General features: G+C 31.5%; 25 protein-coding genes, 5 tRNA genes and 1 pseudogene. 12 read left to right on the top strand and 19 right to left on the bottom strand.

Annotated elements, in window-relative coordinates; translation table 11 throughout:
* Positions 1 to 38 precede the first annotated feature (38 nt).
* From secE to ACZ451_RS11170, 18 genes and pseudogenes are all read right to left on the bottom strand, one after another.
* A pseudogene (gene secE, locus ACZ451_RS11255) lies at positions 39 to 185 on the bottom strand (preprotein translocase subunit SecE); the annotation flags it as partial.
* A 59-nt stretch (positions 186 to 244) separates the two neighbouring features.
* Positions 245 to 317: transfer RNA gene (locus tag ACZ451_RS11250), tRNA-Trp, on the bottom strand.
* Positions 318 to 387: 70 nt separating this feature from the next.
* Positions 388 to 1,575, bottom strand: a complete 1,188-nt coding sequence (gene tuf / locus ACZ451_RS11245; protein WP_464212440.1) for an elongation factor Tu — start codon at positions 1,573 to 1,575, stop codon at positions 388 to 390.
* Between the two features lie 55 nt (positions 1,576 to 1,630).
* Positions 1,631 to 1,702, bottom strand: a tRNA-Thr gene (locus tag ACZ451_RS11240).
* Between the two features lie 72 nt (positions 1,703 to 1,774).
* Positions 1,775 to 1,847: transfer RNA gene (locus ACZ451_RS11235), tRNA-Gly, on the bottom strand.
* Between the two features lie 68 nt (positions 1,848 to 1,915).
* A tRNA-Tyr gene (locus ACZ451_RS11230) sits at positions 1,916 to 1,997 on the bottom strand.
* Between the two features lie 27 nt (positions 1,998 to 2,024).
* A tRNA-Thr gene (locus tag ACZ451_RS11225) sits at positions 2,025 to 2,098 on the bottom strand.
* 435 nt (positions 2,099 to 2,533) lie between these two features.
* Positions 2,534 to 3,424: a tyrosine-type recombinase/integrase gene (locus tag ACZ451_RS11220; protein ID WP_464212438.1), complete on the bottom strand. Its 891-nt coding sequence runs from the start codon at positions 3,422 to 3,424 to the stop codon at positions 2,534 to 2,536.
* 206 nt (positions 3,425 to 3,630) lie between these two features.
* Positions 3,631 to 3,825, bottom strand: coding sequence for a 30S ribosomal protein S21 (gene rpsU, locus ACZ451_RS11215; RefSeq protein ID WP_215954586.1), 195 nt, complete (start codon positions 3,823 to 3,825; stop codon positions 3,631 to 3,633).
* Positions 3,826 to 4,115: 290 nt separating this feature from the next.
* The gene (locus tag ACZ451_RS11210; RefSeq protein WP_464212435.1) at positions 4,116 to 5,285 is read right to left on the bottom strand and encodes an acyl-CoA dehydrogenase family protein; all 1,170 of its coding nucleotides are present in this window, start codon (positions 5,283 to 5,285) and stop codon (positions 4,116 to 4,118) included.
* Between the two features lie 10 nt (positions 5,286 to 5,295).
* Positions 5,296 to 6,165 (bottom strand): ComEA family DNA-binding protein, encoded by an 870-nt coding sequence (locus tag ACZ451_RS11205; protein ID WP_464212433.1) that lies wholly within the window; start codon positions 6,163 to 6,165, stop codon positions 5,296 to 5,298.
* Between the two features lie 18 nt (positions 6,166 to 6,183).
* Complete coding sequence (locus ACZ451_RS11200; RefSeq protein ID WP_464212431.1) at positions 6,184 to 7,974, bottom strand: alanine/glycine:cation symporter family protein; 1,791 nt, start codon at positions 7,972 to 7,974, stop codon at positions 6,184 to 6,186.
* Positions 7,975 to 8,063: 89 nt separating this feature from the next.
* Positions 8,064 to 9,071 carry a potassium channel family protein gene (locus ACZ451_RS11195; RefSeq protein ID WP_464212429.1) on the bottom strand — a complete coding sequence of 336 codons (1,008 nt, stop codon included), beginning with the start codon at positions 9,069 to 9,071 and terminating at the stop codon, positions 8,064 to 8,066.
* A 2-nt stretch (positions 9,072 to 9,073) separates the two neighbouring features.
* Positions 9,074 to 9,301 carry a PspC domain-containing protein gene (locus ACZ451_RS11190; RefSeq protein WP_464212427.1) on the bottom strand — a complete coding sequence of 76 codons (228 nt, stop codon included), beginning with the start codon at positions 9,299 to 9,301 and terminating at the stop codon, positions 9,074 to 9,076.
* Positions 9,302 to 9,372: 71 nt separating this feature from the next.
* A complete protein-coding gene (locus tag ACZ451_RS11185; protein ID WP_464212425.1) occupies positions 9,373 to 10,659 on the bottom strand; it encodes a DUF2851 family protein in 1,287 nt (428 codons plus the stop codon).
* 50 nt (positions 10,660 to 10,709) lie between these two features.
* A complete protein-coding gene (locus ACZ451_RS11180) occupies positions 10,710 to 11,024 on the bottom strand; it encodes a rhodanese-like domain-containing protein (protein WP_464212423.1) in 315 nt (104 codons plus the stop codon).
* 40 nt (positions 11,025 to 11,064) lie between these two features.
* Positions 11,065 to 12,255, bottom strand: coding sequence for a DUF1501 domain-containing protein (locus ACZ451_RS11175; protein WP_464212421.1), 1,191 nt, complete (start codon positions 12,253 to 12,255; stop codon positions 11,065 to 11,067).
* Positions 12,256 to 12,270: 15 nt separating this feature from the next.
* Positions 12,271 to 13,650, bottom strand: a complete 1,380-nt coding sequence (locus ACZ451_RS11170; RefSeq protein WP_464212419.1) for a DUF1800 domain-containing protein — start codon at positions 13,648 to 13,650, stop codon at positions 12,271 to 12,273.
* Positions 13,651 to 13,809: 159 nt separating this feature from the next.
* Between ACZ451_RS11170 and ACZ451_RS11165 the strand changes: the two genes are divergently transcribed.
* The 12 genes from ACZ451_RS11165 to trpA all read left to right on the top strand — a co-directional run bounded on the left by ACZ451_RS11165 (position 13,810) and on the right by trpA (position 23,349).
* The gene (locus ACZ451_RS11165) at positions 13,810 to 14,256 is read left to right on the top strand and encodes a MarR family winged helix-turn-helix transcriptional regulator (protein ID WP_464212417.1); all 447 of its coding nucleotides are present in this window, start codon (positions 13,810 to 13,812) and stop codon (positions 14,254 to 14,256) included.
* Positions 14,257 to 14,268: 12 nt separating this feature from the next.
* Positions 14,269 to 14,901 carry an NAD(P)H-dependent oxidoreductase gene (locus ACZ451_RS11160; RefSeq protein ID WP_464212415.1) on the top strand — a complete coding sequence of 211 codons (633 nt, stop codon included), beginning with the start codon at positions 14,269 to 14,271 and terminating at the stop codon, positions 14,899 to 14,901.
* Positions 14,902 to 14,932: 31 nt separating this feature from the next.
* Complete coding sequence (locus tag ACZ451_RS11155) at positions 14,933 to 15,514, top strand: YceI family protein (RefSeq protein ID WP_464212413.1); 582 nt, start codon at positions 14,933 to 14,935, stop codon at positions 15,512 to 15,514.
* A 319-nt stretch (positions 15,515 to 15,833) separates the two neighbouring features.
* Positions 15,834 to 17,231 (top strand): anthranilate synthase component I family protein, encoded by a 1,398-nt coding sequence (locus tag ACZ451_RS11150; protein ID WP_464212411.1) that lies wholly within the window; start codon positions 15,834 to 15,836, stop codon positions 17,229 to 17,231.
* A 2-nt stretch (positions 17,232 to 17,233) separates the two neighbouring features.
* Positions 17,234 to 17,812, top strand: a complete 579-nt coding sequence (locus tag ACZ451_RS11145; protein WP_464212409.1) for an anthranilate synthase component II — start codon at positions 17,234 to 17,236, stop codon at positions 17,810 to 17,812.
* Between the two features lie 17 nt (positions 17,813 to 17,829).
* Positions 17,830 to 18,825: an anthranilate phosphoribosyltransferase gene (trpD, locus tag ACZ451_RS11140; RefSeq protein WP_464212407.1), complete on the top strand. Its 996-nt coding sequence runs from the start codon at positions 17,830 to 17,832 to the stop codon at positions 18,823 to 18,825.
* A 43-nt stretch (positions 18,826 to 18,868) separates the two neighbouring features.
* The gene (locus ACZ451_RS11135; RefSeq protein WP_464212405.1) at positions 18,869 to 19,405 is read left to right on the top strand and encodes a hypothetical protein; all 537 of its coding nucleotides are present in this window, start codon (positions 18,869 to 18,871) and stop codon (positions 19,403 to 19,405) included.
* A gap of 10 nt (positions 19,406 to 19,415) precedes the next feature.
* Entirely contained in the window at positions 19,416 to 20,198 is a 783-nt protein-coding gene (gene trpC, locus ACZ451_RS11130; RefSeq protein ID WP_464212403.1) for an indole-3-glycerol phosphate synthase TrpC, read from the top strand.
* Between the two features lie 54 nt (positions 20,199 to 20,252).
* Entirely contained in the window at positions 20,253 to 20,870 is a 618-nt protein-coding gene (locus ACZ451_RS11125) for a phosphoribosylanthranilate isomerase (protein WP_464216922.1), read from the top strand.
* 135 nt (positions 20,871 to 21,005) lie between these two features.
* Positions 21,006 to 22,187: a tryptophan synthase subunit beta gene (gene trpB / locus ACZ451_RS11120; RefSeq protein WP_464212401.1), complete on the top strand. Its 1,182-nt coding sequence runs from the start codon at positions 21,006 to 21,008 to the stop codon at positions 22,185 to 22,187.
* Between the two features lie 52 nt (positions 22,188 to 22,239).
* Entirely contained in the window at positions 22,240 to 22,542 is a 303-nt protein-coding gene (locus tag ACZ451_RS11115; RefSeq protein ID WP_464212399.1) for a GIY-YIG nuclease family protein, read from the top strand.
* Positions 22,543 to 22,587: 45 nt separating this feature from the next.
* Positions 22,588 to 23,349 (top strand): tryptophan synthase subunit alpha, encoded by a 762-nt coding sequence (gene trpA, locus ACZ451_RS11110; protein WP_464212397.1) that lies wholly within the window; start codon positions 22,588 to 22,590, stop codon positions 23,347 to 23,349.
* A 22-nt stretch (positions 23,350 to 23,371) separates the two neighbouring features.
* Here trpA and ACZ451_RS11105 read toward each other — a convergent pair whose 3' ends face one another.
* Positions 23,372 to 24,877: a RagB/SusD family nutrient uptake outer membrane protein gene (locus ACZ451_RS11105; RefSeq protein WP_464212395.1), complete on the bottom strand. Its 1,506-nt coding sequence runs from the start codon at positions 24,875 to 24,877 to the stop codon at positions 23,372 to 23,374.
* Positions 24,878 to 25,284 lie beyond the last annotated feature (407 nt).

Raw genomic sequence — 25,284 nt, 5'->3', positions numbered from 1 at the left:
AACTCTGGATCAAATAGATTCCCTGAAACAGCGTCAACAAAATAAGTATCAGCACCCCAAGTTGCTAACGCAAATAATACAGAAAAAACAGCTACAACAACCATAAGATTAGATGCTTCCTTTTTAGAAGGCAATGTAATATTAGTTCTTAGTTCTTCTATTGATTCTTTTATATATGTTAACATATCCTGAAAGATTAAACTTTATAATTATAATGGCGCAAAACCAAACATTTTTTTTATTGCACGGGAGGAGAGACTCGAACTCCCGACACCTGGTTTTGGAGACCAGTGCTCTACCAACTGAGCTACACCCGTATCTATTTACATCGAAAGGTATCCCGCTAAAGCGGGACACCCTCAAATGAAAATAATTTATATCTTGTGATTAATCTATAATCTCAGTTACCTGACCTGCACCTACAGTTCTACCACCTTCACGGATAGCGAAACGTAAACCTACACTTAATGCAATTGGAGATAATAAATCAACAGTAATAGTAAGGTTATCACCTGGCATTACCATTTCAACTCCATCAGGAAGGTTAATTGTACCTGTAACATCTGTAGTTCTTACATAAAACTGCGGACGATAGTTATTGTGGAATGGTGTGTGACGACCACCTTCTTCTTTTTTAAGCACATAAACCTCAGCTTTAAACTTTGCATGTGGTTTAACAGAACCTGGCTTACAAATTACCATTCCTCTTTTGATATCAGATTTTTCAATACCTCTTAATAAGATACCTACATTATCACCTGCTTCACCTCTATCTAATATTTTACGGAACATTTCAACACCAGTAATAGTAGAAGCTAATTTCTCAGCACCCATACCGATAATATCAACTGGATCACCTGTATTAGCAACACCAGTTTCTATACGTCCAGTTGCAACAGTACCACGACCAGTAATCGTAAATACATCTTCAACAGGCATTAAGAAATCTTTATCAACGTCTCTCTTTGGAAGTTCAATCCAAGAATCAACAGCCTCCATTAAAGACATAACAGTATCAACCCACTTTTGATCACCATTAAGTGCACCTAAAGCAGAACCAGCCACAACAGGACCGTTATCACCATCATACTCATAGAAAGAAAGCAACTCTCTAATTTCCATTTCAACAAGCTCTAAAAGCTCTTCATCATCTACCATATCCACTTTGTTCATAAAAACAACAATTCTAGGAATACCAACCTGGCGACCTAAAAGGATGTGTTCACGAGTTTGTGGCATTGGACCATCTGTAGCAGCAACAACAAGAATAGCACCGTCCATTTGAGCAGCACCAGTAACCATGTTCTTTACATAATCCGCGTGACCTGGACAGTCAACGTGAGCATAATGACGGTTAGCTGTAGAATATTCTACGTGAGATGTATTAATAGTAATACCTCTTTCTTTTTCTTCAGGAGCGTTGTCTATAGAGTCGAAACTTCTCAACTCAGACAATCCTGCGTTTGCCAAAACAGTTGTAATAGCGGCAGTCAATGTAGTTTTACCGTGATCTACGTGTCCTATAGTACCGATATTTAAATGCGGTTTGGAACGATCGAAAGTTTCCTTTGCCATGTGTATTGAATTTTAATCTTAGTTTATATTAGTGTACAATTAATGCTTATCTTAGAGCCAATGACGAGAATTGAACTCGTGACCTCTTCCTTACCAAGGAAACGCTCTACCCCTGAGCTACACCGGCAGGTTTGAATTAAAAAAGCATATCAATACCATTATAACCCAAAAGAACAACCTTAAACTCAAGGTTTTTTTGAGCGAGAGACCGGGTTCGAACCGGCGACATTCAGCTTGGAAGGCTGACGCTCTACCAACTGAGCTACTCTCGCATTACCTTATCTATAAAAATTATGACGGCAAATATAGTGTTATAATTTCATATAGTTTATTTTTTTTGTGGGGAGAGCAGGATTCGAACCTGCGAAGACGTAGTCAGCAGATTTACAGTCTGCCCTCGTTGGCCGCTTGAGTATCTCCCCAAAACAAAAAATTTCAATATTTCAAAGAGCCGATGGAGGGACTCGAACCCACGACCTGCTGATTACAAATCAGCTGCTCTAGCCAGCTGAGCTACATCGGCTTTTGCTACTTTTTTACTCAAAAAAAAGTCCGTTTTTCTAACGGACTGCAAATGTATATATATGTTTTATTTAAACAAAACATTTTTTGAAAAAAAATTACACTTCCTTATATAATTTTTATTCCCACTCTAAAAGACTCTTTTTAACGGACTAAAAACCACATTAATAATCTGCTCTAAAGACATATATCGCTTATCTATAATAAATTTATGTTTAATTATATAACGCTCTTTTTTCACTTTCAGACACCCTTAAAATCTTATCCTTTATAGCTACACGCTTTAAATTTATTAATCTATTTCAAATAAAAACGATCAGTTCTCTTCCATAAATAAAATTTACTGATAACATTTATACTATTTTATAAACAAATTTTTAGAGGCTGTTATTTAATTTTAAAAGTCATTTAGACTGTCTCTAATCTGACTTTATTTTTATTCTTTATTTCTCGGATGAGACAAAAGATGTACTTTTTTTAATTCTGCTATACTATTATGTGTATATACTTGCGTAGATGATAAACTTGCATGACCCAATAATTCTTTAACCGCATTAAGGTCTGCACCTTTATTAAGTAAATGCGTAGCAAAAGTATGCCTTAGAATATGAGGACTCCTTTTTGTTTTGCTAGACACCAAATTAAAATAATAATTTACAACTCTATACACAAGGGTTTCATAAATCTTAACTCCTTTCTTAGATAAGAAAACATGTAATTCAGATTTCTCCTTTTTCAATACACTTCTTTTCTCCAGATATTCATCAAATAACAACATAGTACTTTCTAATAAAGGTAATATCCTTTCTTTATTTCTTTTCCCAAGTACTTTTAATGATTTTTGACTAAAATCTAGATCTCCTAATTGTAAGTTTACAAGTTCAATTCTTCTGATTCCTGTTGTATAAAGCAATTCTATAATCAATTTATCCCTAGAGCCCTCAAAATCATCAGGGAAAGGAATTTGAGATAATAATTGTTCCATTTCTAATTCTGAAAAAGGAATCTCAATTTTTTTACTCGTTTTTAAAGCTTTATGCTTTGAAAGAGGATTTACCGAAATTACATTAATTTTGAGCAAAAATTTATAATACGCTTTTAAGGATGCTATTTTACGATTAATGGATCTATTGGTTATTCCATTATTCACTAAGGCAACTATCCAATTGCGTATTAAATTATAATCAACTTTATCTATATTAGAAATCTGAAATTCCTCTTTACAAAAACCACAAAATTCTTCTATATCTTTTTGATATGCATTAATAGTATGTTTAGAATAATTGCGTTCTAAAGAAAGGTATTCAATAAATGAAGTTATACTCATAATAGTATATAACCTTGGAGGAAACCCACAAGGTATTAAAAAGAAAATTAATATTGATTTCGACGCAAACGTCGGAGCATTTAAAATCTCAATTATTGAGTAAAGTTACATTTTTAGAATTAAGTAAGTAACCTATTTACGGTTAATTAAAACAAAAAAAGCCCTGCAATTGCAGAGCTTTAAATATATAATTTTAACGAATAGAACTATATTTCTTCTTGATCTCTTAGACCTTGAATATAATTAGCTTTCTGTATTTGAGCTCTTCGCTCTACAGAAGGTTTTGTGAACTGCTGGCGCTTTCTTAATTGACGCATTGTTCCAGTTCTATCAAACTTACGCTTGAAACGCTTTAAAGCTCTATCGATGTTTTCTCCTTCTTTTATTGGTATTATTAACATGGGCTACAACCTCCTTTCTTTAGTGATTAAGGCTGCAAATGTACAAAGTAATTTATAACTGACCATCAAAAAAATCAATAATTAAATTATTTTTTATGTTCATGAGTAAAAATCTAACTTGTTGCAGGCCTGTATTCTTTCTTGTCAATAATCATTTTGGCAAATTAAAAAAAACAATTTTCGTCAAAACGATAAACAATACCTAATTTGTTGCAGGCTTGTATTCTTTCTTGTCAATAATCATTTTGGCAAATTGGAAAAGTAATTTTCGCCAAAACGATAAACAACACCTAATTTGTTGCTGGTTTGTATTCTTTCTTGTCTATAATCATTTTGGCGATAATCTCTCTCAAGATTTCAGAAGTGCCCCCTCCAATTGGACCTAGTCTACTATCTCTTGATAATCTCGCCATAGGATAATCTTCCATATAACCATAACCACCTAAAAATTGCAAGCAATTATAAATTACTTCATCTGCCATTTTAGTAGATTTTAATTTAGAAATTGTAGCTTCTTTCACAACATACTCCCCCTTATCTAATCTTGCTGTAACTACATAGTTAAATGCTTTACAAACTTCCATATCTGCATACGCATCCGCTATGGTATGTCGTAAAGCCTGGAATTTATTAATTGACTGACCAAAAGCATGCCTTTCGGACATGTATTGCATAGCATACTCCAACGCAAACTCTGCTCTTGCATGTGCATTAACCCCCATTATTAAGCGTTCTAGTGCAAAATGCTGCATAATATAAGCAAAGCCTTTATTCTCTTCTCCCATTAAATTACTAGCAGGAATTGTAACATTATCAAAAGCTATTTCTCCTGTATCAGATGCTCTCCAACCTAACTTGTTTAATTTTGTTGCAGATACGCCAGGCGTATCTCTATCTACAATAAAGATACTAATCCCTTTATTCCCTAATTCTGGATTTGTTTTGGCAGCCACAATAATATAATCACTACAAACCCCATTTGTAATAAATGTTTTTGAACCGTTTATAATATAGGTATCTCCTTTTTTAACAGCAGTAGTTCTCATACCAGCCACATCACTACCACCAAAGGGTTCTGTAACCGCCATAGCCCCAATTAGCTCTCCTGTAATACTTTTTGTTAAATATTTTTGCTTTATTGCTTCACTTCCTTCTGCATTAACATGTGTCATTGCTAAATAAGCATGTGCCCACATAGCCGCAGCAAAACCACCTGAATTAATTTTTTGTAATTCTTCTAAAAATATTACGGTATAAAATAAATCTAAACCTAAACCTCCGTAGGCTTCAGGGTATGCAATACCAAAAAAACCCATTTCTCCAAACTTCTCCCAAATAAAACGATCTATAGTTCCACTTTGTTCCCATTTCTCTATATTAGGAACTACTTCTTTTTGTAAAAAACCTTTAAGACTTTCTCTGAATAATTGATGTTCTTCTGTGAAGTACATGCCTGTCATATCAATAATTTTATAGAGACAAATATAATGCTATTCTATCAATCTTTTCTGATGGAAAATCAGCTATATTTTTCAACTCATTTAAGTTTGCAAAAATACCATTTGTATTACGATACGCTACAATATTTAACGCAACCTTATATTTTATATACACCAAAGAACTTATTTCTTGTACTGTAGCTGTATTAATATTGATTTTCTTAACTGGTAGTTGATGAAGTACTTTAAATTTTGACAAAATTCTTTCTACTACTTCTGGGGTTAAACCATAAACATCCTGTAGTTGTTCATTTACCAAAAAACCTCCTAATCTATCTCTAAATTTTACAATCCTTACAGACAACTTATCGCCTACACCATATACTGTTTTAAAGTCGGCAGCTATTGCTGTATTGATATCTTGAAACTTTATTGGGTTTTTAGTTGAATGAGCTGAATACGACATTTTAGGGACCACCTTTTTATTAGCAACCCATTCTGGAAATTTAAAATAAGGTTGTATGGATTTTAAAAGTGAATCTGAAATTTGAGTAATCTCTTGAAATTCTTTAGCTGAATTCACATATTTACCTTCTTTTCTATACCGAAAAAGTCGGTCTAATTCTGTAGCAGACATTCCTAACGTATAGCCTTTATAATCTGTAATAAAGTTTGGATTAAAAGGGAATATTTTTAATAAATCTTGTTTTAGCGCTTTTTCCTTTAACAGATCTACCTGCTGTTGCGTTTCAACATCTAACAAATTATTATTTACAGCATCTTCAGAAGTATAATTAAAATAAAAATATGCCAACTGTAGCGTAATAATTATAACTAATAAAAAGAAAATCCCACTTCGTTCTTGTTTAGAGAACTTGAAGTGAGATTTTATATTTTTCATAATTATTGAAATAGCATGCTATTTAACTTTAGCTATTTCACCAGATTTAACCTTGGCCATATATTCTTTTAAATCTTTAGCTACACTACCACTCATTAAATACAAGCCAATAAGGTTTGGAATTGCTAAAGTTAAAAACATCATATCTGCAAAATCAATAACAGCACCTAAGCCTATTGAGGCACCTAATATAACTGTTAGCAGAAAAACTATCTTAAAGATATTTGTTACTGTTTTAGTTTCCCCAAATAAACTCTGAGCAGCCTGAACCCCATAATAAGACCAAGTTAATATGGTAGAGAATGCAAATAAAAATATAGCGATAGTTAAAAATATACTAGCGCCTGGTATAACCTTACCAAAGGCAACCGCTGTTAAAGCAGAACCTGTAGCAGTTTCACCTTCATAAGTACCTGTAAAAATTAAAACTAAAGCTGTTAGTGTGCAAACAACAACAGTATCTATAAATGGTTCTAAGAGTGCAACAAAACCTTCGGATACCGGATGCTTTGTTTTAGCAGCAGAATGCGCAATAGAAGCAGAACCTAATCCTGCTTCATTTGAGAATGCAGCCCTTTGGAAACCCAATACTAAAACACCCAAAAATCCACCATATATAGCCTTAGGATTAAAAGCACCTTCTATAATTAAACTAAAGGCACTACCTACGTTAGATATATTAGCGCCAATTACAATTACGCACATTAATATATATAAGCCCGCCATAGATGGCACAACTTTATCTGTTACTCTAGCAATACCTTTAAGTCCGCCAACGATAACAATACCAACTAAAACTGCTATACCTATCCCAATAAAAGTTTTAGCCACTCCTCCTACACCCAAAACACTTGATAATTGTGCAGTAGCCTGATTAGCTTGAAACATTGAACCTGCTGCAAAAGCAGCTAACATAATAATGAAAGCATATATTACAGATAAAAATTTACCCGTCTTTTTAAAACCTCTTTCTTCAAAACCCTTTTTTAGGTATTGCATAGGCCCACCAGATATACTCCCATCTTTTTCTATTACTCTATATTTAACACCAAGTGTACATTCTACAAATTTAGAAGACATTCCTATTAAACCAGCCAATATGAGCCAAAAAGTTGCTCCAGGACCACCAGTTGCTACCGCTACTGCCACACCTGCAATATTCCCTAAGCCAACTGTCCCAGAAACAGCAGTTGCTAAGGCTTGAAAATGGGTTACCTCGCCTTCAGCATCAGGATCATCATACTTTCCTCTAATTAAATCTATAGAATGTTTTATACCTCTAAAATTAATAAACCTAAACCTTAACGTAAAAAATAAAGCTCCTAAGATCAACCAAATTACCATAAAAGGCACTTTTATAGTCTTTTCAGTTCCATTAGGGTTCAAAAGAATCTCTCCATTATCACCTCTTACTCTATTATCATATAAACCTATTGCATGAAATGGATCAAAAAAGAAATATTTATCCATAAAACTTACAACTGGAGCAAATGCTGCACTTAAACTTTCTGGCACAGAATTGGTTGGTACTACAAAAGTTAATTCCTTACTTTTACCATTAGCATCTACAACTTTTACGGAATACTCTTTACCCTCTGTAGCGTTTTCAACTTTATTTGTTTTAGTATCTACAGAAGCCTCTGACCAAAAATATTCGTAAGGACTCTGTCCTCCCTTTACATCGATAACTATAGTAGCTGTTTTTATTTCATCAGATTCATCAGTTATATTTTGAGAAATGGATAAGTCTTGTGCATAAGTTAAAATTGGCAAGAATACTGCCAAAAGGGTAAGAAGTCTATACTTCATAATTTTCTTTTTGATTAATTTTTAATAAGGTTATTAAACTGCAATATCATAAAAATATATAACGAAATCAAGTATTCATTAAATTATCCTTAATCAATATGAAACATTTTATTTAATTTACTAATTTGTTCTGGTCTTCCTAAAACGATTACTTTACTTTTAGGCTGTAATTTTAAATCGGCTTCAGGGTTAATTATGTACTCCCCGTCTGGAGCAATATACCCAATTATTGTGCAGCCTGTTGTATTTCTTAAATCTAAATCTCTTAGTGAATTGCAATCTACTTGATCTGCAAAATCTTCAATAGCCACTTCCTCTAAATTGGTAGTATGCTCTCCTTCTACAGAAAGTTTATCCATAAAAGTGATTAAATCTGGCATAACTACTAAAGACGCCATGTGTTCACCTCCAATTTTATCTGGCATAATAACTTTATCTGCTCCAGCTAATTTTAATTTATTTTGAGAGGTAACTAAGGATGCTCTACTAATGATAAATAACTTTTTATTTAACTGACGCGCTGAAAGTACTACAAACAAATTAACTGCATCTTCTGGTAATGCTGTTATAAGATACTGCGCTTTATCAATACCTGCTTCTTGTAATACCTCATCATTATTAACATCACCTTCTACAAAAAGCAAATCATCTTTAAAATTTTCAATAACTTCTTTATCTTTTTCAATAACAACAAAAGGCCTTTTATAGGCTTTTAATTTCTCTACTGCTTGCCTGCCGTTTCTACCATATCCACAAACAATTACATGTTTAGAGAGTTTTTTAATCTGATTTTCCACTTTTTTCTTTTTTAAAAGTTCTAGTGAGTTTCTACTTAATATGTATTCTGTTATGACAGATATCGCAAATGCGAATATAAATACACTTGAAATAATTAAAAATATAGTAAATATTTTTGCTTCTGTATCTAAAGGTTTTACCTCAGAAAAACCAACTGTGCCCACAGTTATAATAGTCATGTAAAGTGCATTAACCCAACTATAATCTGCAATATAACGATAGCCTAAAGTACCAAAAAGCAATACTAAAACCACTAACAATACAGCCAAATATATTTTAGAACGAAAAAGTTTTAGCATAGCTATAAATCAAATACAGAAGTTCTTTTTGTGTAAATTAAATCTTTAATTTTTAACCAAAAAGCTAAAAATAAATATAAAGCAAAACCAAAACCTAATGTAACAAAAGTAAGGTAGATAAATGAAGTTCTAACTACTCTTGCTCTAATACCGATGCGCTCTGCTATACGCCTACAAACCTCGAAACCTCTCTTTTGAAAAAAATATAATGTAGTGTATAATGCTTTCATTACAGTAAAAATAAGATATATTAATGTAATAACTAAGCAATACGATAATGTTGCAATTGTAAATGAATTATTTAAGTAAAATCATTTTTTAACAAACTGTTACCTACTGCGCATTGCAAACATTTATTTTTTGTACAATACTCGTTATACAATTGCAATATTGCTTGAGTCTCAAAAGCATTTTTTGATTGCTGTCCTATGGTTTTAAAATTATTTATAATGCTATTCTCTTCCTTTTTAATGGCTGATACTATTGCAAAAATTACTTCTTCTTTATCCATACCCTGATGTTTATAATAACAAAATTTTAAAGGCAGAATAGTATTTATAATGAGTAGATCAATAAATTTTTGAGTTAACCTTTTCTTATGGTTTTTAGATGTTTTACCAAAAATAAAATGATTATCCCAATACGAGGTAGCTGTTACATTAAATATAGCATACAGCTCTTTTAAACTTTTTGCATTGATTATTTTATTAAAAATACTTTGATGTGTTGCATATACATTTGCAAATTGAGACAAGCGTATTGTAGGAAAATTAGGAGGTCTTAGTTTAAAAAACTCAGGTTTTTGGATGCTTTCATCAATAAGGCTAAACTTATGTTTTAAATAAGCATATTCTTTTTTAAGACTTATGTAATAATCATCTACCTGTGTTTTGTCATCTAAAAAACCTGCTAAACCAAAAAGTAAACTTTCTAGTTCTAATTTATTATGCTGCGTTTTCCGAACAATTGAAAAATCTAATACTTGTGAAATACTAAAAAATGAATCTCCATTAATTTTTAAACCAAAATTTTTCAGAAGCATTGTAAATAATACTTTCTCCCAATCGTTTTTTTCTTGTGCTAAAATTTCAAGAATAAAATTGGATTTCCGCTCTAATCGTTCAAAATACAAGCGATCTAACCAATTTTGGACTAAAAAGGGATCAACCGTAGTAATATTTTTTTCGCAATTTATAAATGACTTTCCTTCTTTAGCAAAAAGTTTTTGATAATTTTCTAAAAGTGATTGGTCTATATAGTTTTTAAGTTCTAAGGTTGGAATCTGTGTATTATCTTTTCTAAAAATTGCGATATCATTTTCCCAAACTACATGTAAAATAACATTGTTGTAATTAACATCTTCTTCGTGATGGTGCGCATACCAATCTGATGCATTACAATGTATTTCTACATTCCCTGCCCAAAGTTGGTCGTCAATCTTAATTTGTGCATTAAAAAAGTCGGGGCCAGACAAATCGTTATGTCCGCCCACCGATAGTATTTCTACCTTTTCATTTTTTGAAGTTTTTAAATTTTTACTAGGTAATTTCTTATACTTCCATATAAAATGAAGAAGGTCTTCGCGCATTTCAAAAAAATAAAGTTAGTTGTAGAGACTTTAAATGTACAATAAGAAAACTAGTCTTCTACAACATCTCCTTCCCAATTCATAAAACCACCTTCTAAATTATAGGTGTTTTCTATTCCTATATTATTCATTAACGCACATGCTTGTCCACTACGGTTACCAGACCTACAATACACATAATAATTCTTAGTCTTATCTAGTTCTTCTAAAGCTGCTAAAAAATCTTCTCCTAAATAAAAATCAATATGTTTAGCATTTGGTATATAACCTTCTTCTACTTCTTCTTCTGTTCTAACATCTAAAATTACTGCATTTGCATCATTTTCTAATTGGTCTTCCCATTCGTTTTGAGATAAATCTGCCATTTTTTTTATTTTAGGCTTCAAAAATAATCATTCTTTACAACTAAACTAAACCTAGTGTTTTAAAATTTCCATTCAATATTGCTGAGGGTTCTGTATCTAACCATTCTTTTAAAAGGGAGGCATAAATATCTCTAAAGTCAATTTCATACTTCATATCTCCATTAGCATCTAAATTCAATAAATTAGCAGGAGCATTATACATGCCAGGGTGTTTTAAATTTTCTCCCATTAAAAAAGTAACATTTGCTGCCCCATGGTCTGTTCCATTAGCAGCATTTTGTTTTAAACGTCTTCCAAATTCTGAAAAAGTTAGGATCAAAGTATCCTTAAAGGCACCAGTATTTTTTAAATCTTCCACAAATGCTGTAATACCTTCTGAGTAAACTTTTAATAATCTTTTTTGTTTATTAGGCTGATATGCATGTGTATCAAAACCACCTAAGCTAGCATAATAGACTTCTGTTTCTAGTCCTGAATTAATAAATTGTGAAATAGCACTCAATTGTTTTCCAAATCCATTTTTAGGATATGTCATTTGAGTTTTATATGTTTTTGTTTTTTCAAATATATGTTTTGCAGAAGATTTGGCATCTATTGCAGTTTTATAGAGATATCCTAAATTATGTTCACTTAAATGAGTATCTACAGCAGTTTGTAATACGTTAGTAAAATAAGGGTCTTGTGTTGTTTTATAAAAAAGTTTTGGGTTTTTAGTAGCCACTCCATTTATAGTTTGCCCTTTCATTAATAAAGAAAGTGTATCATCTACCTCAATCCCTCCTATGGGATTTTTAGAAACCTTATCTAAATAACGACCAACCCAACCCGTTTGTAAATACGCATCAGAAGCACTTGCTGTATGCCAAATATCTGTAGCTCTAAAATGAGAGCGATTGGGATTTGGATAGCCTACACTATGCATTACACTTACATAACCACTATCATATAGTGATTTAAAAGCAGACATGCTTTCATGAAAACCTAATTCGTCAGTAACTTTTAAAAGATGTTGTTTTTGTTGCGCAATCGTATTTCTATTCTTGTAATATACATCATTCATATAAGGTACAACAGTATTTAAGCCATCATTACCACCAGATAATTGAATAATTACAAGTTTTTTATGCCCTTTTACACTATTAGGGACAGCATCAAAGGCTTTTAAAAAACTAGGTACAAAAAGAGTACCACTTGCTAAACTACTATACCTAATAAAATCTCTACGTTTCATTTACTTTAATTTAAGTTAACACAATTGGTATTCTGGCAAGGACATTAACTGAATACAAAATTCTTGTTGATCTGTTTTTTCTAAACTTTTTAAAAAATCTAAAGTAGCTTTATTTTTTATTGGCGTTAGGATATGAAAAATCAATTCTTGGTAGGATAATGAGCCGTAATTTTCATTGAATACGTCCCATTTTTTAATTACTTGTAATTTTCTATTAAAGTTTCTATTCTTATTAAATTCTTCAAAACTCTCTTCAAAAGCTCCTTTTACATCAAAAGCAATCTGCCCGTTTTTTAATAGTACTGATGGTAATTTTAAACGTACCATCATCGTATTTGCATCAATCCAACTTTTACCTTCTGCCCAACCGGCAACATTTGGGGGTTCTAATAATTGCTGTCCTAAAAGACGTTGAATATAAATAAGATCTTTTGGCTTTTCTATTTCAAAAGGTACTACTCGCATTAACCCTACTAAAACATCCACAGGAGATTTTATCTTATTTCCTATATTATTAGCATCATAAAACCAATCAGCACTAAAAATAAACTTCATTAAAGTCTTAATATTATAATCTTTTCTAAATACAGCTGCCATTTTAGAGATATGTACTTCATTTATTGTCTCATTTACAAAATGCTGATATATTTTTTTACAAATAAATTGAGCACATTCTTTTTTTTCCAATATCATAGCAATGATATCTTCACCTTCAAAATTTCCAGTTTTTCCAAAAAATGTTTTCTCACCGTAGTCATGTTGTTTTTTACGAATCTTAAAATCTCCACTAAAATTATGACTCCAGCCCGTAAAAGCTCTTGCAGATTGTTTTATATCACTTTCTGTATAATTGCCTACTCCTAAAGTAAAAAGCTCCATTAACTCCCTTGCAAAATTTTCATTAGGCTTATTTTTCTTGTTTTGTTGATTATTTAAATAATCTAACATCGCTGGTTCTTTAGAAATTGCCACAACAAGCTCCTTAAAATTACCTAAAGCATGCTTACGCATTGTATTGTAATATTGTTGCGTGTAAAATATATTTCTGGACCGCACCACAAAATGGTTTGACCAAAAAAGCGTCATGCGTTCAGCTAATTCTTCCTTAGCATAAGCCATACGCTCTACCCAAGCTTTATTATAAGGTAAATGCTTCTGTCTACTTTTTTTCCTTATTTCTGGAGTAATTTTAGGCTTTTTATCACTTTGCAAAACTTTTTTCACATAAGCACTCAACTCAGGTGTAGCAATTTTTAAGTCTTTTACCTTTTCAGAAGATTTAAAAAGTTTTTTTAAAATAACTTTTCTAGACTGCCCATGTAATTTTTCTAACTGTTTTGGAAGAATACCAAAACCTGCTCTTCGATATAAATGCTGAATTTCTGCTTTTTCCAAAATATAGTGTTTACCTATTTAGACTTTTAAATATAATAAAGGTTTAGCCTAAAAGTTTCTTTTTGATTCTATTTCTTAGAAAAGAAAAAAATTAACAAAAAATTAAAGATAGCATACTCACAATTTATATACATTTGTATATACAATTATTGTATAGACATGTATGTAGAGAAAATTATAAAAACAGATAAAGAAATTCCTCTTAAAACAAGAACTATTCTTCACTTATTATTAGTTACTAATAAAATAAATGATGAGATTAAAATTGCTTTAAAGCCTTTTGATGTTTCTATGGAGCAATTTAATGTGTTGCGCATTTTAAAAGGACAAAATGGTGTGCCAGCTAATTTATCTACTCTTAACGAACGTATGGTAACTAAAATGAGTAATACCACAAGGTTAGTTGACAAACTAATTATTAAGCAATTTGTAGAACGTTCTACTTGTGAGAAAAATAGAAGAAAGGTTGAAATAAAAATTACTACTAAGGGTATAAATTCATTGACAAAAATGAATAATGCTGTTAAAACTACAGAAGAAAATATTGTTGCAAATTTCACTAAAGAAGAACTAATAACTATAAATAATTTACTTAATAAATTTTAAATACAAACAAACATGAGTAACTATCTAGATAGTTTAAACTGGCGTTATGCTACCAAAAAATTTGATACTAGCAAAAAAGTATCCAAAAAAGATTTAGAGACACTTTTAGAAGCTGCTTCTCTTACAGCAAGTTCATACGGTTTAGAGCCTTATAAAATTTTTATTGTAGAAAATTCTGATGTTAGAGCTAAATTACAACCTGCATCTTGGAACCAAGCTCAAATAACAGATGCATCTCATCTTTTAGTTATTGCAAATTACACCAATTTTGATGAAGTATTACCTGATGCATATATTAAAAATGTTTCAGACACTAGAAATGTTCCTGTAGAAGCTTTAGCAGATTATGCAAACTTTATGAAAGGAAATATTATGGCATGGTCTAAAGAAACAAAGGCTTCATGGTCAAAAAACCAGGCATATATTGTTTTAGGAAATCTACTTTCAGCTGCAGCTAGTTTACAGATAGACACCTGCCCAATGGAAGGCTTTGACCCTGAGCAATACAATGAAATTTTAGGCTTATCCAAACAAAATTTAAACGCTTGTTTAGCATTACCTATAGGCTACAGAGCCCAAGATGATACAACGCAACATTACGCAAAAGTGCGTAAATCAAAAGAAGAATTAATCACAATTATATAAATAGAATAACAACAATTAAAAAAGTAAAAAAATGAAAAAAAGCATCTTAAGTTTAGCATTAGCAGTAATTTTTAGTACTGCCGCAACAGCAACAACACCTATTGAAGGTGAAAAGAAATCTGTAAAAACAGCAGAAAGCACAGTAGTATGGAAAGCATACAAAGTAACAGGGTCTCACCATGGAACTATAGCTTTAAAAGAAGGTAATCTTTCTTTTGATGGGGCTACACTTACTGGTGGTAGCTTTGTAGTAGATATGACCACTATTAATAGTGCAGATTTACAAGCCGGACAAGGAAAAGAAAAATTAGAAGGGCATTTACATTCTGCAGATTTCTTTGGTACGGAAGCACACAAAACATCTTCTTTAGTTTTCAAAAAAGTAAAATCTAGCGGTAAAAATTCGTATGAAGTTACTGGAGATTTAACTATTAAAGGGATTACGAAGTCTGTAAAGTTTGATGTTTCTGTATACGGAAGTAAAGCTACTGCAACTTTAAAAGTAGATAGAACTAATTTTGACATTAAATATGGTTCTGGAAGTTTCTTTGATAACTTAGGAGACAAAGCAATTTATGACGAATTTGATTTAGTTGTAGATTTAGTTTTCTAAAAAACGAAACAAAATTTTAATAAAAACCTCATTAGGCAATATATTGTTTAATGGGGTTTTATTTTTTCAATAATCATTTTTGTAATTATAAAAATGATACTTATCTTTGAACTCAATGAACATCAGAACAACAAATACTTGGTGGTGGTACGACTCTCGACAAATATCGTGAGCATAGCATCATTGTAGTAAAACTATATAAAGGCTTGTCATCACGACAAGCCTTCATTTTTTTATAAGGTTTTTATAGTAAAAAAGACAAAAAGAATACATTAACACTATTTCTATTTAAAATAGAAAACTAAATTATTTTTGCGATATGATATATCGGCTACATACACATTCTAAAAAAATACTTGCAGATACTATTACTCCAGTAAGTGTCTATTTAAAAATTAGAGATCGCTTTCCTAATAGCATTTTATTAGAAAGTAGCGATTATCATGCTAATGACAATAGTTTTTCATATATCTGTTGTAACCCTATTGCTTCTGTAAAAGTTGAAAACGAAATAATTACAGAACAATTTCCAGATCAAACTAACCTAACAACTCCAATTGAAAAAAATACAGATGTAGTTGCTATTATAGATGGGTTTAGTAAAAAGTTTGATGACAACTCAGATGATTTTAAATTTATAAATAATGGGCTGTTTGGTTACATGAGTTATGATGCAGTGCGTTATTTTGAAGACATTTCGGTTTCTAAAAAAGAAGGAACGGTTAAAATACCAGATATCTACTATGCCATTTACAAAAATATTATTGCTATAAATCATTTTAACAATGAGGCCTATATTTTTTCTAATTGTTATGAGTGTGAAAATAACATTCCAGAAATAGAACAAATCCTAAATGTTAAGAACTTTGCTTCATATAATTTCAGTAAAGAAGGTAAACCAACTTCTAATTTAGAAGATGCTGAGTATAGAGATCATGTAGCTTTAGCAAAAAAACATTGCCAGCGTGGAGATGTTTTTCAATTGGTCTTGTCCAGACGTTTTTCTCAGGGTTTTAAGGGAGACGAATTTAATGTATACAGAGCATTACGTTCCGTTAACCCCTCTCCCTATTTATTTTATTTTGATTATGGTGATTTTAAAATCTTTGGAAGTTCTCCGGAAGCGCAATTAATTGTAGCAGAAGGTAAAGCCGAAATACATCCTATTGCAGGTACTTTTAAAAGAACAGGAAATGATTTACAAGATGCTGAACTTGCAAAGAAATTAAAAGTAGATGATAAGGAAAATAGTGAACATGTAATGCTTGTAGATTTAGCTCGTAATGATTTAAGTAGGCATGGAAACAATGTAAAAGTAGAAAACTACAGAGAGGTACAATTCTTCTCTCATGTGATCCATTTAGTTTCTAAAGTTACTGGGCAAAAAAAACCAGATACACCAACAATGAAAGTGGTTGCAGATACGTTCCCTGCCGGAACTTTAAGTGGGGCTCCAAAACATATGGCAATGCAACTCATTGAAAAATACGAAAAAACAAGCAGAGGCTATTATGGCGGTGCTATTGGTTTTATGGATTTTAAAGGCAATTTTAATCATGCTATAATGATTAGAACTTTTTTAAGTAAAAACCACCAATTGCATTATCAAGCTGGTGCAGGAATAGTAGCAGCATCTGATGCTGAATTAGAATTACAAGAAACCTATAACAAATTAGGAGCATTAACAAAAGCGCTAGAAATAGCTGAAGATATATAAAGATGAAAAAAATACTAGTCATCGATAATTACGATAGTTTTACATACAACCTAGTACATTATTTAGAAGATTTAAATTGTGAGGTTATTGTAAAAAGAAATGATCAACTAACCTTAGAAGAAGTTGCACCTTTTGATAAGATTGTACTCTCTCCCGGACCAGGTATACCAGATGAAGCTGGTTTATTAAAAGATATTATAGCGAAATACGCTGCTACAAAAAGTATTTTTGGGGTTTGCCTTGGGCAACAAGCCATTGCAGAAGTTTTTGGAGGCACACTTTCTAATCTTGAAGAAGTATACCATGGTATTGCTACAAAAATAAGTATCACTAAAGATGATATCTTATTTAAAGACATGCCCAAAGAAATTGAAGTAGGGCGTTACCATTCTTGGGTAGTAGATACCAATTTACCAGAAGTATTAGAAGCTACTTCGGTTGATGCTAATGGGCAAATCATGTCTTTACGTCATAAAACATACGATGTATGTGCAGTACAATTTCATCCAGAATCTGTATTGACACCACAAGGAAAAAAAATGTTAGAAAATTGGTTGACAACAAGTAATGTTAGCAACTAAAACAAATTCAGCATAAAATGAAAGCAACATTAAATAAATTAATTAATCATCAAATTCTTTCTAAAAAAGAAGCAAAGCAAATATTAGTGAATATTGCTAAAGGCGATTACAACACAAGTCAGATTGCAGCATTTTTAACAGTTTATATGATGCGTAGCATTACTATAGAAGAGTTAGAAGGCTTTAGAGATGCTTTATTAGAACTATGCTTAGCAGTAGATCTAGCTGCTTATAACCCTATAGATTTGTGTGGTACTGGTGGTGACGGAAAAGACACCTTTAATATTTCTACATTAGCTTCTTTTGTAAGCGCTGGTGCAGGAGTAAAAGTGACTAAACACGGTAATTATGGTGTTTCCTCTACTTGTGGGAGTAGCAATGTAATGGAATTTTTAGGCATAAAATTTAGCAATGAAGCAGATTTTTTAGAAAAATCTATTGATGAAGCTGGTATTTGCGTGTTGCATGCTCCATTATTTCACCCTGCTATGAAAAATGTTGCTCCGATACGAAGAGAATTAGGGGTAAAAACATTTTTTAATATGTTAGGGCCCATGGTAAACCCTGCTTTTCCTAAAAACCAAATTGTTGGTGTTTTTAATCTGGAGTTAGCAAGAATGTACGGGTATTTATATCAAAATACAGATAAAAACTTTACGGTATTACATGCCTTAGATGGTTATGATGAAATATCCTTAACCGGAAATACGAAAACAATATCCAATCATTCAGAAAGCATGCTAAAACCTTCAGATTTTGGAGTAGAGACCATATTACAATCTGAAATTGTTGGCGGTGAAACAGTTGAGCAATCTGCGCAAATATTTTTAAACATTTTACAAGGTAAAGGAACTACTGCACAAAATAACGTGGTTTGCGCTAATGCTGGTGTTGCCATAGCTACTGTAAAAAATATAAGCCCTAAAGAAGGTTTTGAACTCGCAAAAGAATCACTTTTAAATGGGAATGGGCTAAAAGCATTGAAAAAATTGCAAGCATTGAGTAAAAATTAATTAAAGAATATAACCCTTGATTGGTTCAATAGATTTTCAAAATATGGAATCAGAATTAAGAACTTTTGGAAAAACACACAATCATATTTCATTTGGTTTTAGAGGAGAATCAATATTCTATAAATTTAAGGGTAATGAATATGAATTATGGTCTACATGGGTTGATGGACGAAGAATATACTTAGATGATTTTAAAAATGTAAATTTTAGTGATAAGCAAAAAGAAATTGCTTTAAATGAAATTATTGAATTTATCATAGAAATGGAGAAAGAAAAACCAATTTTATGCTATAATATTGATTATAAAAACTCTGAATTATGGAAATCTTTGGCTAAAAAGTTTGAAGATAATATTAGCAAAGTTGAAGTGACTACAATTGAATTAGGAAATAAAATATTGTATAAAAACATGTCGGAAGATCTCGAAACAGGAAGAATTACTCATAAGATTTCAGGATTAACAATAAAATCGAAAAAGCAACTTGATAAATACTGGCACATCATCAAAGAGAAAAAAGAAAATGAGCAAAAGATAAAACCATCATTCTTAGAATTAATGCAAAACACTTTTGGTTTTTAAACAATTAACTATGGATATTCTAACAAAAATAGTAATAGACAAACGCAAAGAAATTGATTTAAAAAAATCGATGATACCAGTATCGCAATTAGAAAGTTCCGTACTTTTTAATAGAGAAACAATTTCTTTAGCAAATGCATTACGCCTTAGTAAAACGGGGATTATTGCAGAACACAAAAGGCGTTCGCCATCAAAAGACACCATCAATCAGAATACCAATGTAGGTCAAGTAGCTAAAGGATATCAAAAAGCTGGTGTTTGTGGTATGAGTGTTTTAACAGATATTAAATATTTTGGGGGGTCTTTAGAAGATTTATTATTAGCTAGAGCTTGTGTTTCTATGCCTTTACTCCGGAAAGAATTTATCATTAGTGAATATCAAATTGTAGAAGCAAAAGCATATGGTGCTGATGTTATTTTATTAATTGCCGCTATTCTAACCAGAGAAGAAATAAAAAGTTATTCGGAATTAGCAAAAAGCTTAGGTTTGGATGTTTTACTGGAAGTACATAATGAAGAAGAATTACAAAAATCTATGATGCCTAGTTTAGATATGTTAGGGGTAAACAATAGAAATTTAAAAACATTTGAAGTGAATTTAGAAACTAGCAAAATACTATCAACTTTAATTCCTGATGATTTTGTAAAAGTTTCCGAAAGCGGTATTAGTTCTATTACAGCCATTAAAGATTTAAAAGCCTATGGATATCAAGGTTTTCTAATAGGCGAGAATTTTATGAAAACAGACAATCCGGGGGAAAGTGCAACAGCTTTTATAAATCAATTACAATAACCCATGGACTATTATTACACAAATAAAAACAGCACAAGCATTTCTAAAGGAAGTGTGAAGCTAAAGATTTGTGGCATGAACCATAATACGGAAGAAGTAGCAGTATTAAAACCAGATTATTTAGGTTTTATTTTTTGGGAACCTTCTACAAGGCATTTTAAAGATCCCATGCCAGCTATTCCGCATAGTATTAAAAAAGTAGGCGTATTTGTAAATGAAACAATAGAAATAGTACTAGAAAACATTAAAAAATACGGACTATTAGCAGTACAGTTACATGGAAAAGAAAGTCCTAAATACTGTGAAATGCTAAAAGAAAAAGTCAAACACATCGAAATTATAAAAGTATTTTCCTTAAAAGATAGTTTTAATTTTGGAATTTTATCGGCATATGAAGCGGTAGCAGATTTCTTTTTGTTTGATACTAAAGGAAAACTGCCTGGTGGAAATGGCTATACATTCGATTGGAAATTACTAGAAAACTATCCTTCCACCAAACCTTATTTTTTAAGCGGTGGCATAGGTTTAGAAGAATTGCCACTACTGCAAGAGTTTTTACAAAAGTCTGCATCTAAATACTGTTATGCCATAGATGTAAATAGTAAATTTGAAACGGCACCTGGATTGAAAGACATTAAAAAGTTAAAAGAGTTTATAAATAGTATAAAGTAGTTAGTACAAAGTAATGAGTATTAAGTTGTATGTAAAGAATAATGAGTTTAAAAAACATTAAGTACGAAGTAATCAACTTTGTACTATTTACTTTATACTTTATACTAAAAGGCTAAAGGATTAAAATATAAAAGCATGACATATCACGTTAACGAAAAAGGATATTACGGAGAATTTGGCGGAGCTTACATTCCAGAAATGCTCTATCCGAATGTAGAAGAGTTACGCCAAAAATATTTAGAAGTAATGCATGAAGCATCTTTTCAAGAAGAATTTCATCAATTGCTTAAAGATTATGTTGGGCGCCCTTCTCCACTCTATTTTGCAAAACGCTTATCAGAAAAGCATAATACAAAAGTTTACCTGAAGAGGGAAGATTTAAATCATACCGGAGCGCATAAAGTAAATAATACCATTGGACAAATTTTAATGGCCAAACGCTTAGGCAAAACCAGAATTATTGCCGAAACAGGAGCAGGCCAGCATGGTGTTGCTACGGCAACGGTTTGTGCCTTAATGGGGATGGAATGTATTGTTTACATGGGAGAAATTGATATTGCCCGCCAAGCGCCAAATGTAGCACGCATGAAAATGTTAGGCGCAAAAGTACGCCCAGCATTGTCTGGAAGTAGAACCTTAAAAGATGCGACTAATGAAGCTATTCGCGATTGGATTAATAATCCTGTAGACACCCACTATATTATTGGCTCTGCCATTGGCCCACATCCATATCCAGATATGGTTACGCGCTTTCAATCTGTAATTTCTGAAGAGATTAAATGGCAGCTTAAAGAAAAAGAAGGGCGTGAAAACCCAGATTATGTGGTAGCTTGTATTGGTGGTGGCAGTAATGCCGCAGGTACTTATTATCACTTTTTAGACAACCCAGATGTAGGTATTATTGCGGTAGAAGCAGCAGGGAAAGGGGTAGAAACTGGAGAAAGTGCTGCAACCTCAGCATTAGGCAAACAAGGAATTATCCATGGTTGTAAAACCTTATTAATGCAAACTTTAGACGGTCAAATTACAGAACCTTATTCAATTTCAGCAGGATTAGATTATCCAGGTGTTGGCCCTATGCATTCGCATTTACATAAAAGTGGTAGAGCTGAGTTTTATTCCGCAACAGATGATGAGGCTATGGCTGCCGGCTTAGAACTTTCACAATTAGAAGGTATTATACCTGCTATAGAAACTGGCCACGCTTTTGCTATTTTTGATCATAAAAAGTTTAAACCAGATGATATTGTTGTGATTAGTTTATCCGGACGCGGTGATAAAGACCTAAATACATATATTGATTATTTTAAACTGTAAACTTGCTTTTTCATTCCCGCAAAGGCGGGAATAATTTGAAAACTTATAATGAATGCATCGATACTATGTTTATATATTAACAAATAAAAATAACACAGTATTATATGTAGGCTTCACAAAAGATCTATTAAAAAGATTAAAGCAACATAAATCAAAAAGTAATACAGGGTTTACTAAAAGATATCATATTGATAAGTTAGTTTATTTTGAAGTAACTACTTATGTCAACAATGCTATTAAAAGAGAAAAGCAAATAAAAAAATGGAATCGTCAGTGGAAAATAAATTTAATTAATGACGTAAACCCTGATTGGGAAGATCTTTCTTGGATGTTAGGAAATCAACCAAAAAATTAATTGAAAAATTCCTGCCTTCGCAGGAATGAAAAAAATTATTTATTAATGAACAGAATAAATACAAAAATGCAAGAAGAAGGCAAATTGCTTTCTATCTATTTTACAGCAGGATACCCATCATTAAATGATACTGTAAAAATTATCCAAGATTTAGAAAAAAGCGGTGTGGATATGATTGAAATTGGATTACCATTTAGCGATCCTTTAGCAGACGGGCCAACCATTCAGAAAAGTTCTACCGCTGCACTAGCAAATGGTATGACCACTGAAATTCTTTTTGATCAAATTAAAGATATTAGAAAAACAGTTTCTATTCCGCTTATTGTTATGGGCTATTTTAATCCTATGTTACAGTATGGTGTAGAAGCATTTTGTGAAAAATGTTATGAAATTGGTATTGATGGTTTAATTATGCCCGATTTACCCTTAGATGTTTACCAAGATAAATACGAGGCTATTTATAAAAAATACAATTTAAAAAACATCTTTTTAATTACACCGCAAACAAGTGAGGAACGCATCAGACAAATTGATGCCGCATCTGATGGATTTATTTATATGGTAAGTTCTGCAAGTGTAACTGGCTCTAAATCTGAATTTGGCAATACACAAACCAATTATTTTGATCGTATTGCTGCGATGGATCTAAAAAACCCACAAATAGTAGGATTTGGAATTAGTAATACAGAGACTTTTAATGCTGCTACTAAAACTGCTAAAGGGGCCATTATTGGATCTGCTTTTATTAAATATGTAACAGCAAATGGTGTAGCTACTGTTGGCGATTTTGTGAAGACTATTCGTTAGTTAATATTAAAACTAAAATTCGTTAATATCCTGGGTTTTGGACTACATTAGGGTTTGCGTTTAACTCTGCAAATGGAATAGGCCATATGTATTCATGCGGATCATATTGTTTTTGTATAGATGGGTTTCTATTATTAAATTCTAAAATTGTATTTTCCAATAGTTCATTGCGTATCAAATCGTCTTTATATTGTCCTTCAAAGCAGAGTTCAAGTTTTCTCTGTTTCATAACTTCTAATAAAAATTCTGTCTGACTTAAGCCAACTAGTAACTCCCCGCCAGAAGAAATAGAACGTCTAATCACTTTATTAACTGCATTGTATGCTTTTTGAGATGGTCCATTTATAGCATTTTCAGCTTCTGCAATCATAAGAAGTACATCTGCATATCTTAAATAGGGGAAATTCTCAGAAGAATTATCAAATCCAGGTGTAATACTTACATCACTTATAAATTTAAAAGGCCTCCAATTATTAATATTTGCATCATTCTCAGCCACACCATTCACTACCTCAAAAGGAGCAATATTAGTAAAAAACCTACTATCATTTATATTTAAGGGAAAACTAATAGTCCCTTCTGCATCTTCTGGTCTATTAAAATGATCTTGAATAAAAGAGTTATCCAATTGTAGAAAATCATTTATAGAATATCCTATTGGACCCCAAAAAACTCCACTATTTCCACCTTTTATAGGTACTCCAGACTCAAATGGTATTGTAAAAATAACTTCAGAATTATTATTTTCATTTGAGATACTAAACACATCTGCATAGTTTTCTTCAAGAGCATATTGTCCTTCAATTTTTTCAAATTGATTGAGCGCTAATTGATATTTATCTGTTTCAAAATTAGGAAAACCTCCTAAATACAAATAAAATTTCCCTAATAATACTTGAGCAGCAGCAACAGAAGCTGTTTCATATACTCTTGATATGGTTAAATTATTTTCAGCAAATTTTAGATCTTCTTCAATTAAAGTGTGAACGAGGTCTATATTTTGATTTAATTCTTGATCAATACCAGTTTCTATAGTATAAACAGGATTGCCGAAAAGTTTAACCAAGTTAAAGTAAGCCAATGCTCTTAAAAATCTAAATTCTGCTTGTAATTCAGTTACATTCCGGTTAGAAGAAGATTCATAGAAATCATCTCTAATGACTTCAAGAGCTCGGTTAGTTTTAAATATAAGTGAATAATGCTTACTCCATACTTCTTCTATATTACGATCAAAAGATTGTATATCATATCTATCCAGATTATTTGGCCCATTTATATATGCTAAATCAGCACCAATATCTCCCCAGTAAAAAGAATATCCATCTTTATCATAGAAAAGGTTGTCCATTAAATCTTCATAAGAAGATTCTAAAAAAAGATCAATATTGACAGGTGATTCTTCAATTACATTTGGGTCAGAAATAAGCGTATAAGTAATAGAATTTAAATTATTTACACTCACCTCAACATTAGTAATTTCAAAAATAAAATCATTTGAAAAAGAGTCAGATGATGGTTCAACAATCACAGTATATACCCCAATAGGAATATTTGTAAAACTAACTTTCCCAGAAGCGTCAGTAATTAAAGTTCGCGTGTTTGGTTCTGTAGTAATGGTTACATTTGGTTCTGGTTGAGCGTCTGAATTAAGTACAATTAATTCTAGACTACCTGTTGATAAATCATCCTCTTTTTGAGAACAATTAAAAAAGAATAATGCAATTAAACTAATGAAAACTAATAGACTTTTATTTATAATTTTAGCAAATAATCTATGATTTAAAATTGAATTTAAATTTATAAAAAAATAAGCAAGGAAAAAATAAATTACTACAATTAAACATTTACTTTCTATTAATTCAAAATAACTTTTAAATATTTTAAAAATAAAAATCTATAGTTATCTAATTTGGTAACTCATTAATTTTCCATGTT

Source organism: Allocellulophaga tsushimaensis, from assembly GCF_055383085.1.
This window is presented reverse-complemented; position numbering and strand designations above follow the sequence as displayed.

Excerpts from the sequence above, each read along its gene's own strand:
- tuf (WP_464212440.1), bottom strand. The coding sequence starts at position 1,575 with ATGGCAAAGGAAACTTTCGATCGTTCCAAACCGCATTTAAATATCGGT.
- ACZ451_RS11220 (WP_464212438.1), bottom strand. The coding sequence starts at position 3,424 with ATGAGTATAACTTCATTTATTGAATACCTTTCTTTAGAACGCAATTAT.
- rpsU (WP_215954586.1), bottom strand. The coding sequence starts at position 3,825 with ATGTTAATAATACCAATAAAAGAAGGAGAAAACATCGATAGAGCTTTA.
- ACZ451_RS11210 (WP_464212435.1), bottom strand. The coding sequence starts at position 5,285 with ATGACAGGCATGTACTTCACAGAAGAACATCAATTATTCAGAGAAAGT.
- ACZ451_RS11205 (WP_464212433.1), bottom strand. The coding sequence starts at position 6,165 with ATGAAAAATATAAAATCTCACTTCAAGTTCTCTAAACAAGAACGAAGT.
- ACZ451_RS11200 (WP_464212431.1), bottom strand. The coding sequence starts at position 7,974 with ATGAAGTATAGACTTCTTACCCTTTTGGCAGTATTCTTGCCAATTTTA.
- ACZ451_RS11195 (WP_464212429.1), bottom strand. The coding sequence starts at position 9,071 with ATGCTAAAACTTTTTCGTTCTAAAATATATTTGGCTGTATTGTTAGTG.
- ACZ451_RS11190 (WP_464212427.1), bottom strand. The coding sequence starts at position 9,301 with ATGAAAGCATTATACACTACATTATATTTTTTTCAAAAGAGAGGTTTC.
- ACZ451_RS11185 (WP_464212425.1), bottom strand. The coding sequence starts at position 10,659 with ATGCGCGAAGACCTTCTTCATTTTATATGGAAGTATAAGAAATTACCT.
- ACZ451_RS11180 (WP_464212423.1), bottom strand. The coding sequence starts at position 11,024 with ATGGCAGATTTATCTCAAAACGAATGGGAAGACCAATTAGAAAATGAT.
- ACZ451_RS11175 (WP_464212421.1), bottom strand. The coding sequence starts at position 12,255 with ATGAAACGTAGAGATTTTATTAGGTATAGTAGTTTAGCAAGTGGTACT.
- ACZ451_RS11165 (WP_464212417.1), top strand. The coding sequence starts at position 13,810 with ATGTATGTAGAGAAAATTATAAAAACAGATAAAGAAATTCCTCTTAAA.
- ACZ451_RS11160 (WP_464212415.1), top strand. The coding sequence starts at position 14,269 with ATGAGTAACTATCTAGATAGTTTAAACTGGCGTTATGCTACCAAAAAA.
- ACZ451_RS11155 (WP_464212413.1), top strand. The coding sequence starts at position 14,933 with ATGAAAAAAAGCATCTTAAGTTTAGCATTAGCAGTAATTTTTAGTACT.
- ACZ451_RS11150 (WP_464212411.1), top strand. The coding sequence starts at position 15,834 with ATGATATATCGGCTACATACACATTCTAAAAAAATACTTGCAGATACT.
- ACZ451_RS11145 (WP_464212409.1), top strand. The coding sequence starts at position 17,234 with ATGAAAAAAATACTAGTCATCGATAATTACGATAGTTTTACATACAAC.
- trpD (WP_464212407.1), top strand. The coding sequence starts at position 17,830 with ATGAAAGCAACATTAAATAAATTAATTAATCATCAAATTCTTTCTAAA.
- ACZ451_RS11135 (WP_464212405.1), top strand. The coding sequence starts at position 18,869 with ATGGAATCAGAATTAAGAACTTTTGGAAAAACACACAATCATATTTCA.
- trpC (WP_464212403.1), top strand. The coding sequence starts at position 19,416 with ATGGATATTCTAACAAAAATAGTAATAGACAAACGCAAAGAAATTGAT.
- trpB (WP_464212401.1), top strand. The coding sequence starts at position 21,006 with ATGACATATCACGTTAACGAAAAAGGATATTACGGAGAATTTGGCGGA.
- ACZ451_RS11115 (WP_464212399.1), top strand. The coding sequence starts at position 22,240 with ATGCATCGATACTATGTTTATATATTAACAAATAAAAATAACACAGTA.
- trpA (WP_464212397.1), top strand. The coding sequence starts at position 22,588 with ATGAACAGAATAAATACAAAAATGCAAGAAGAAGGCAAATTGCTTTCT.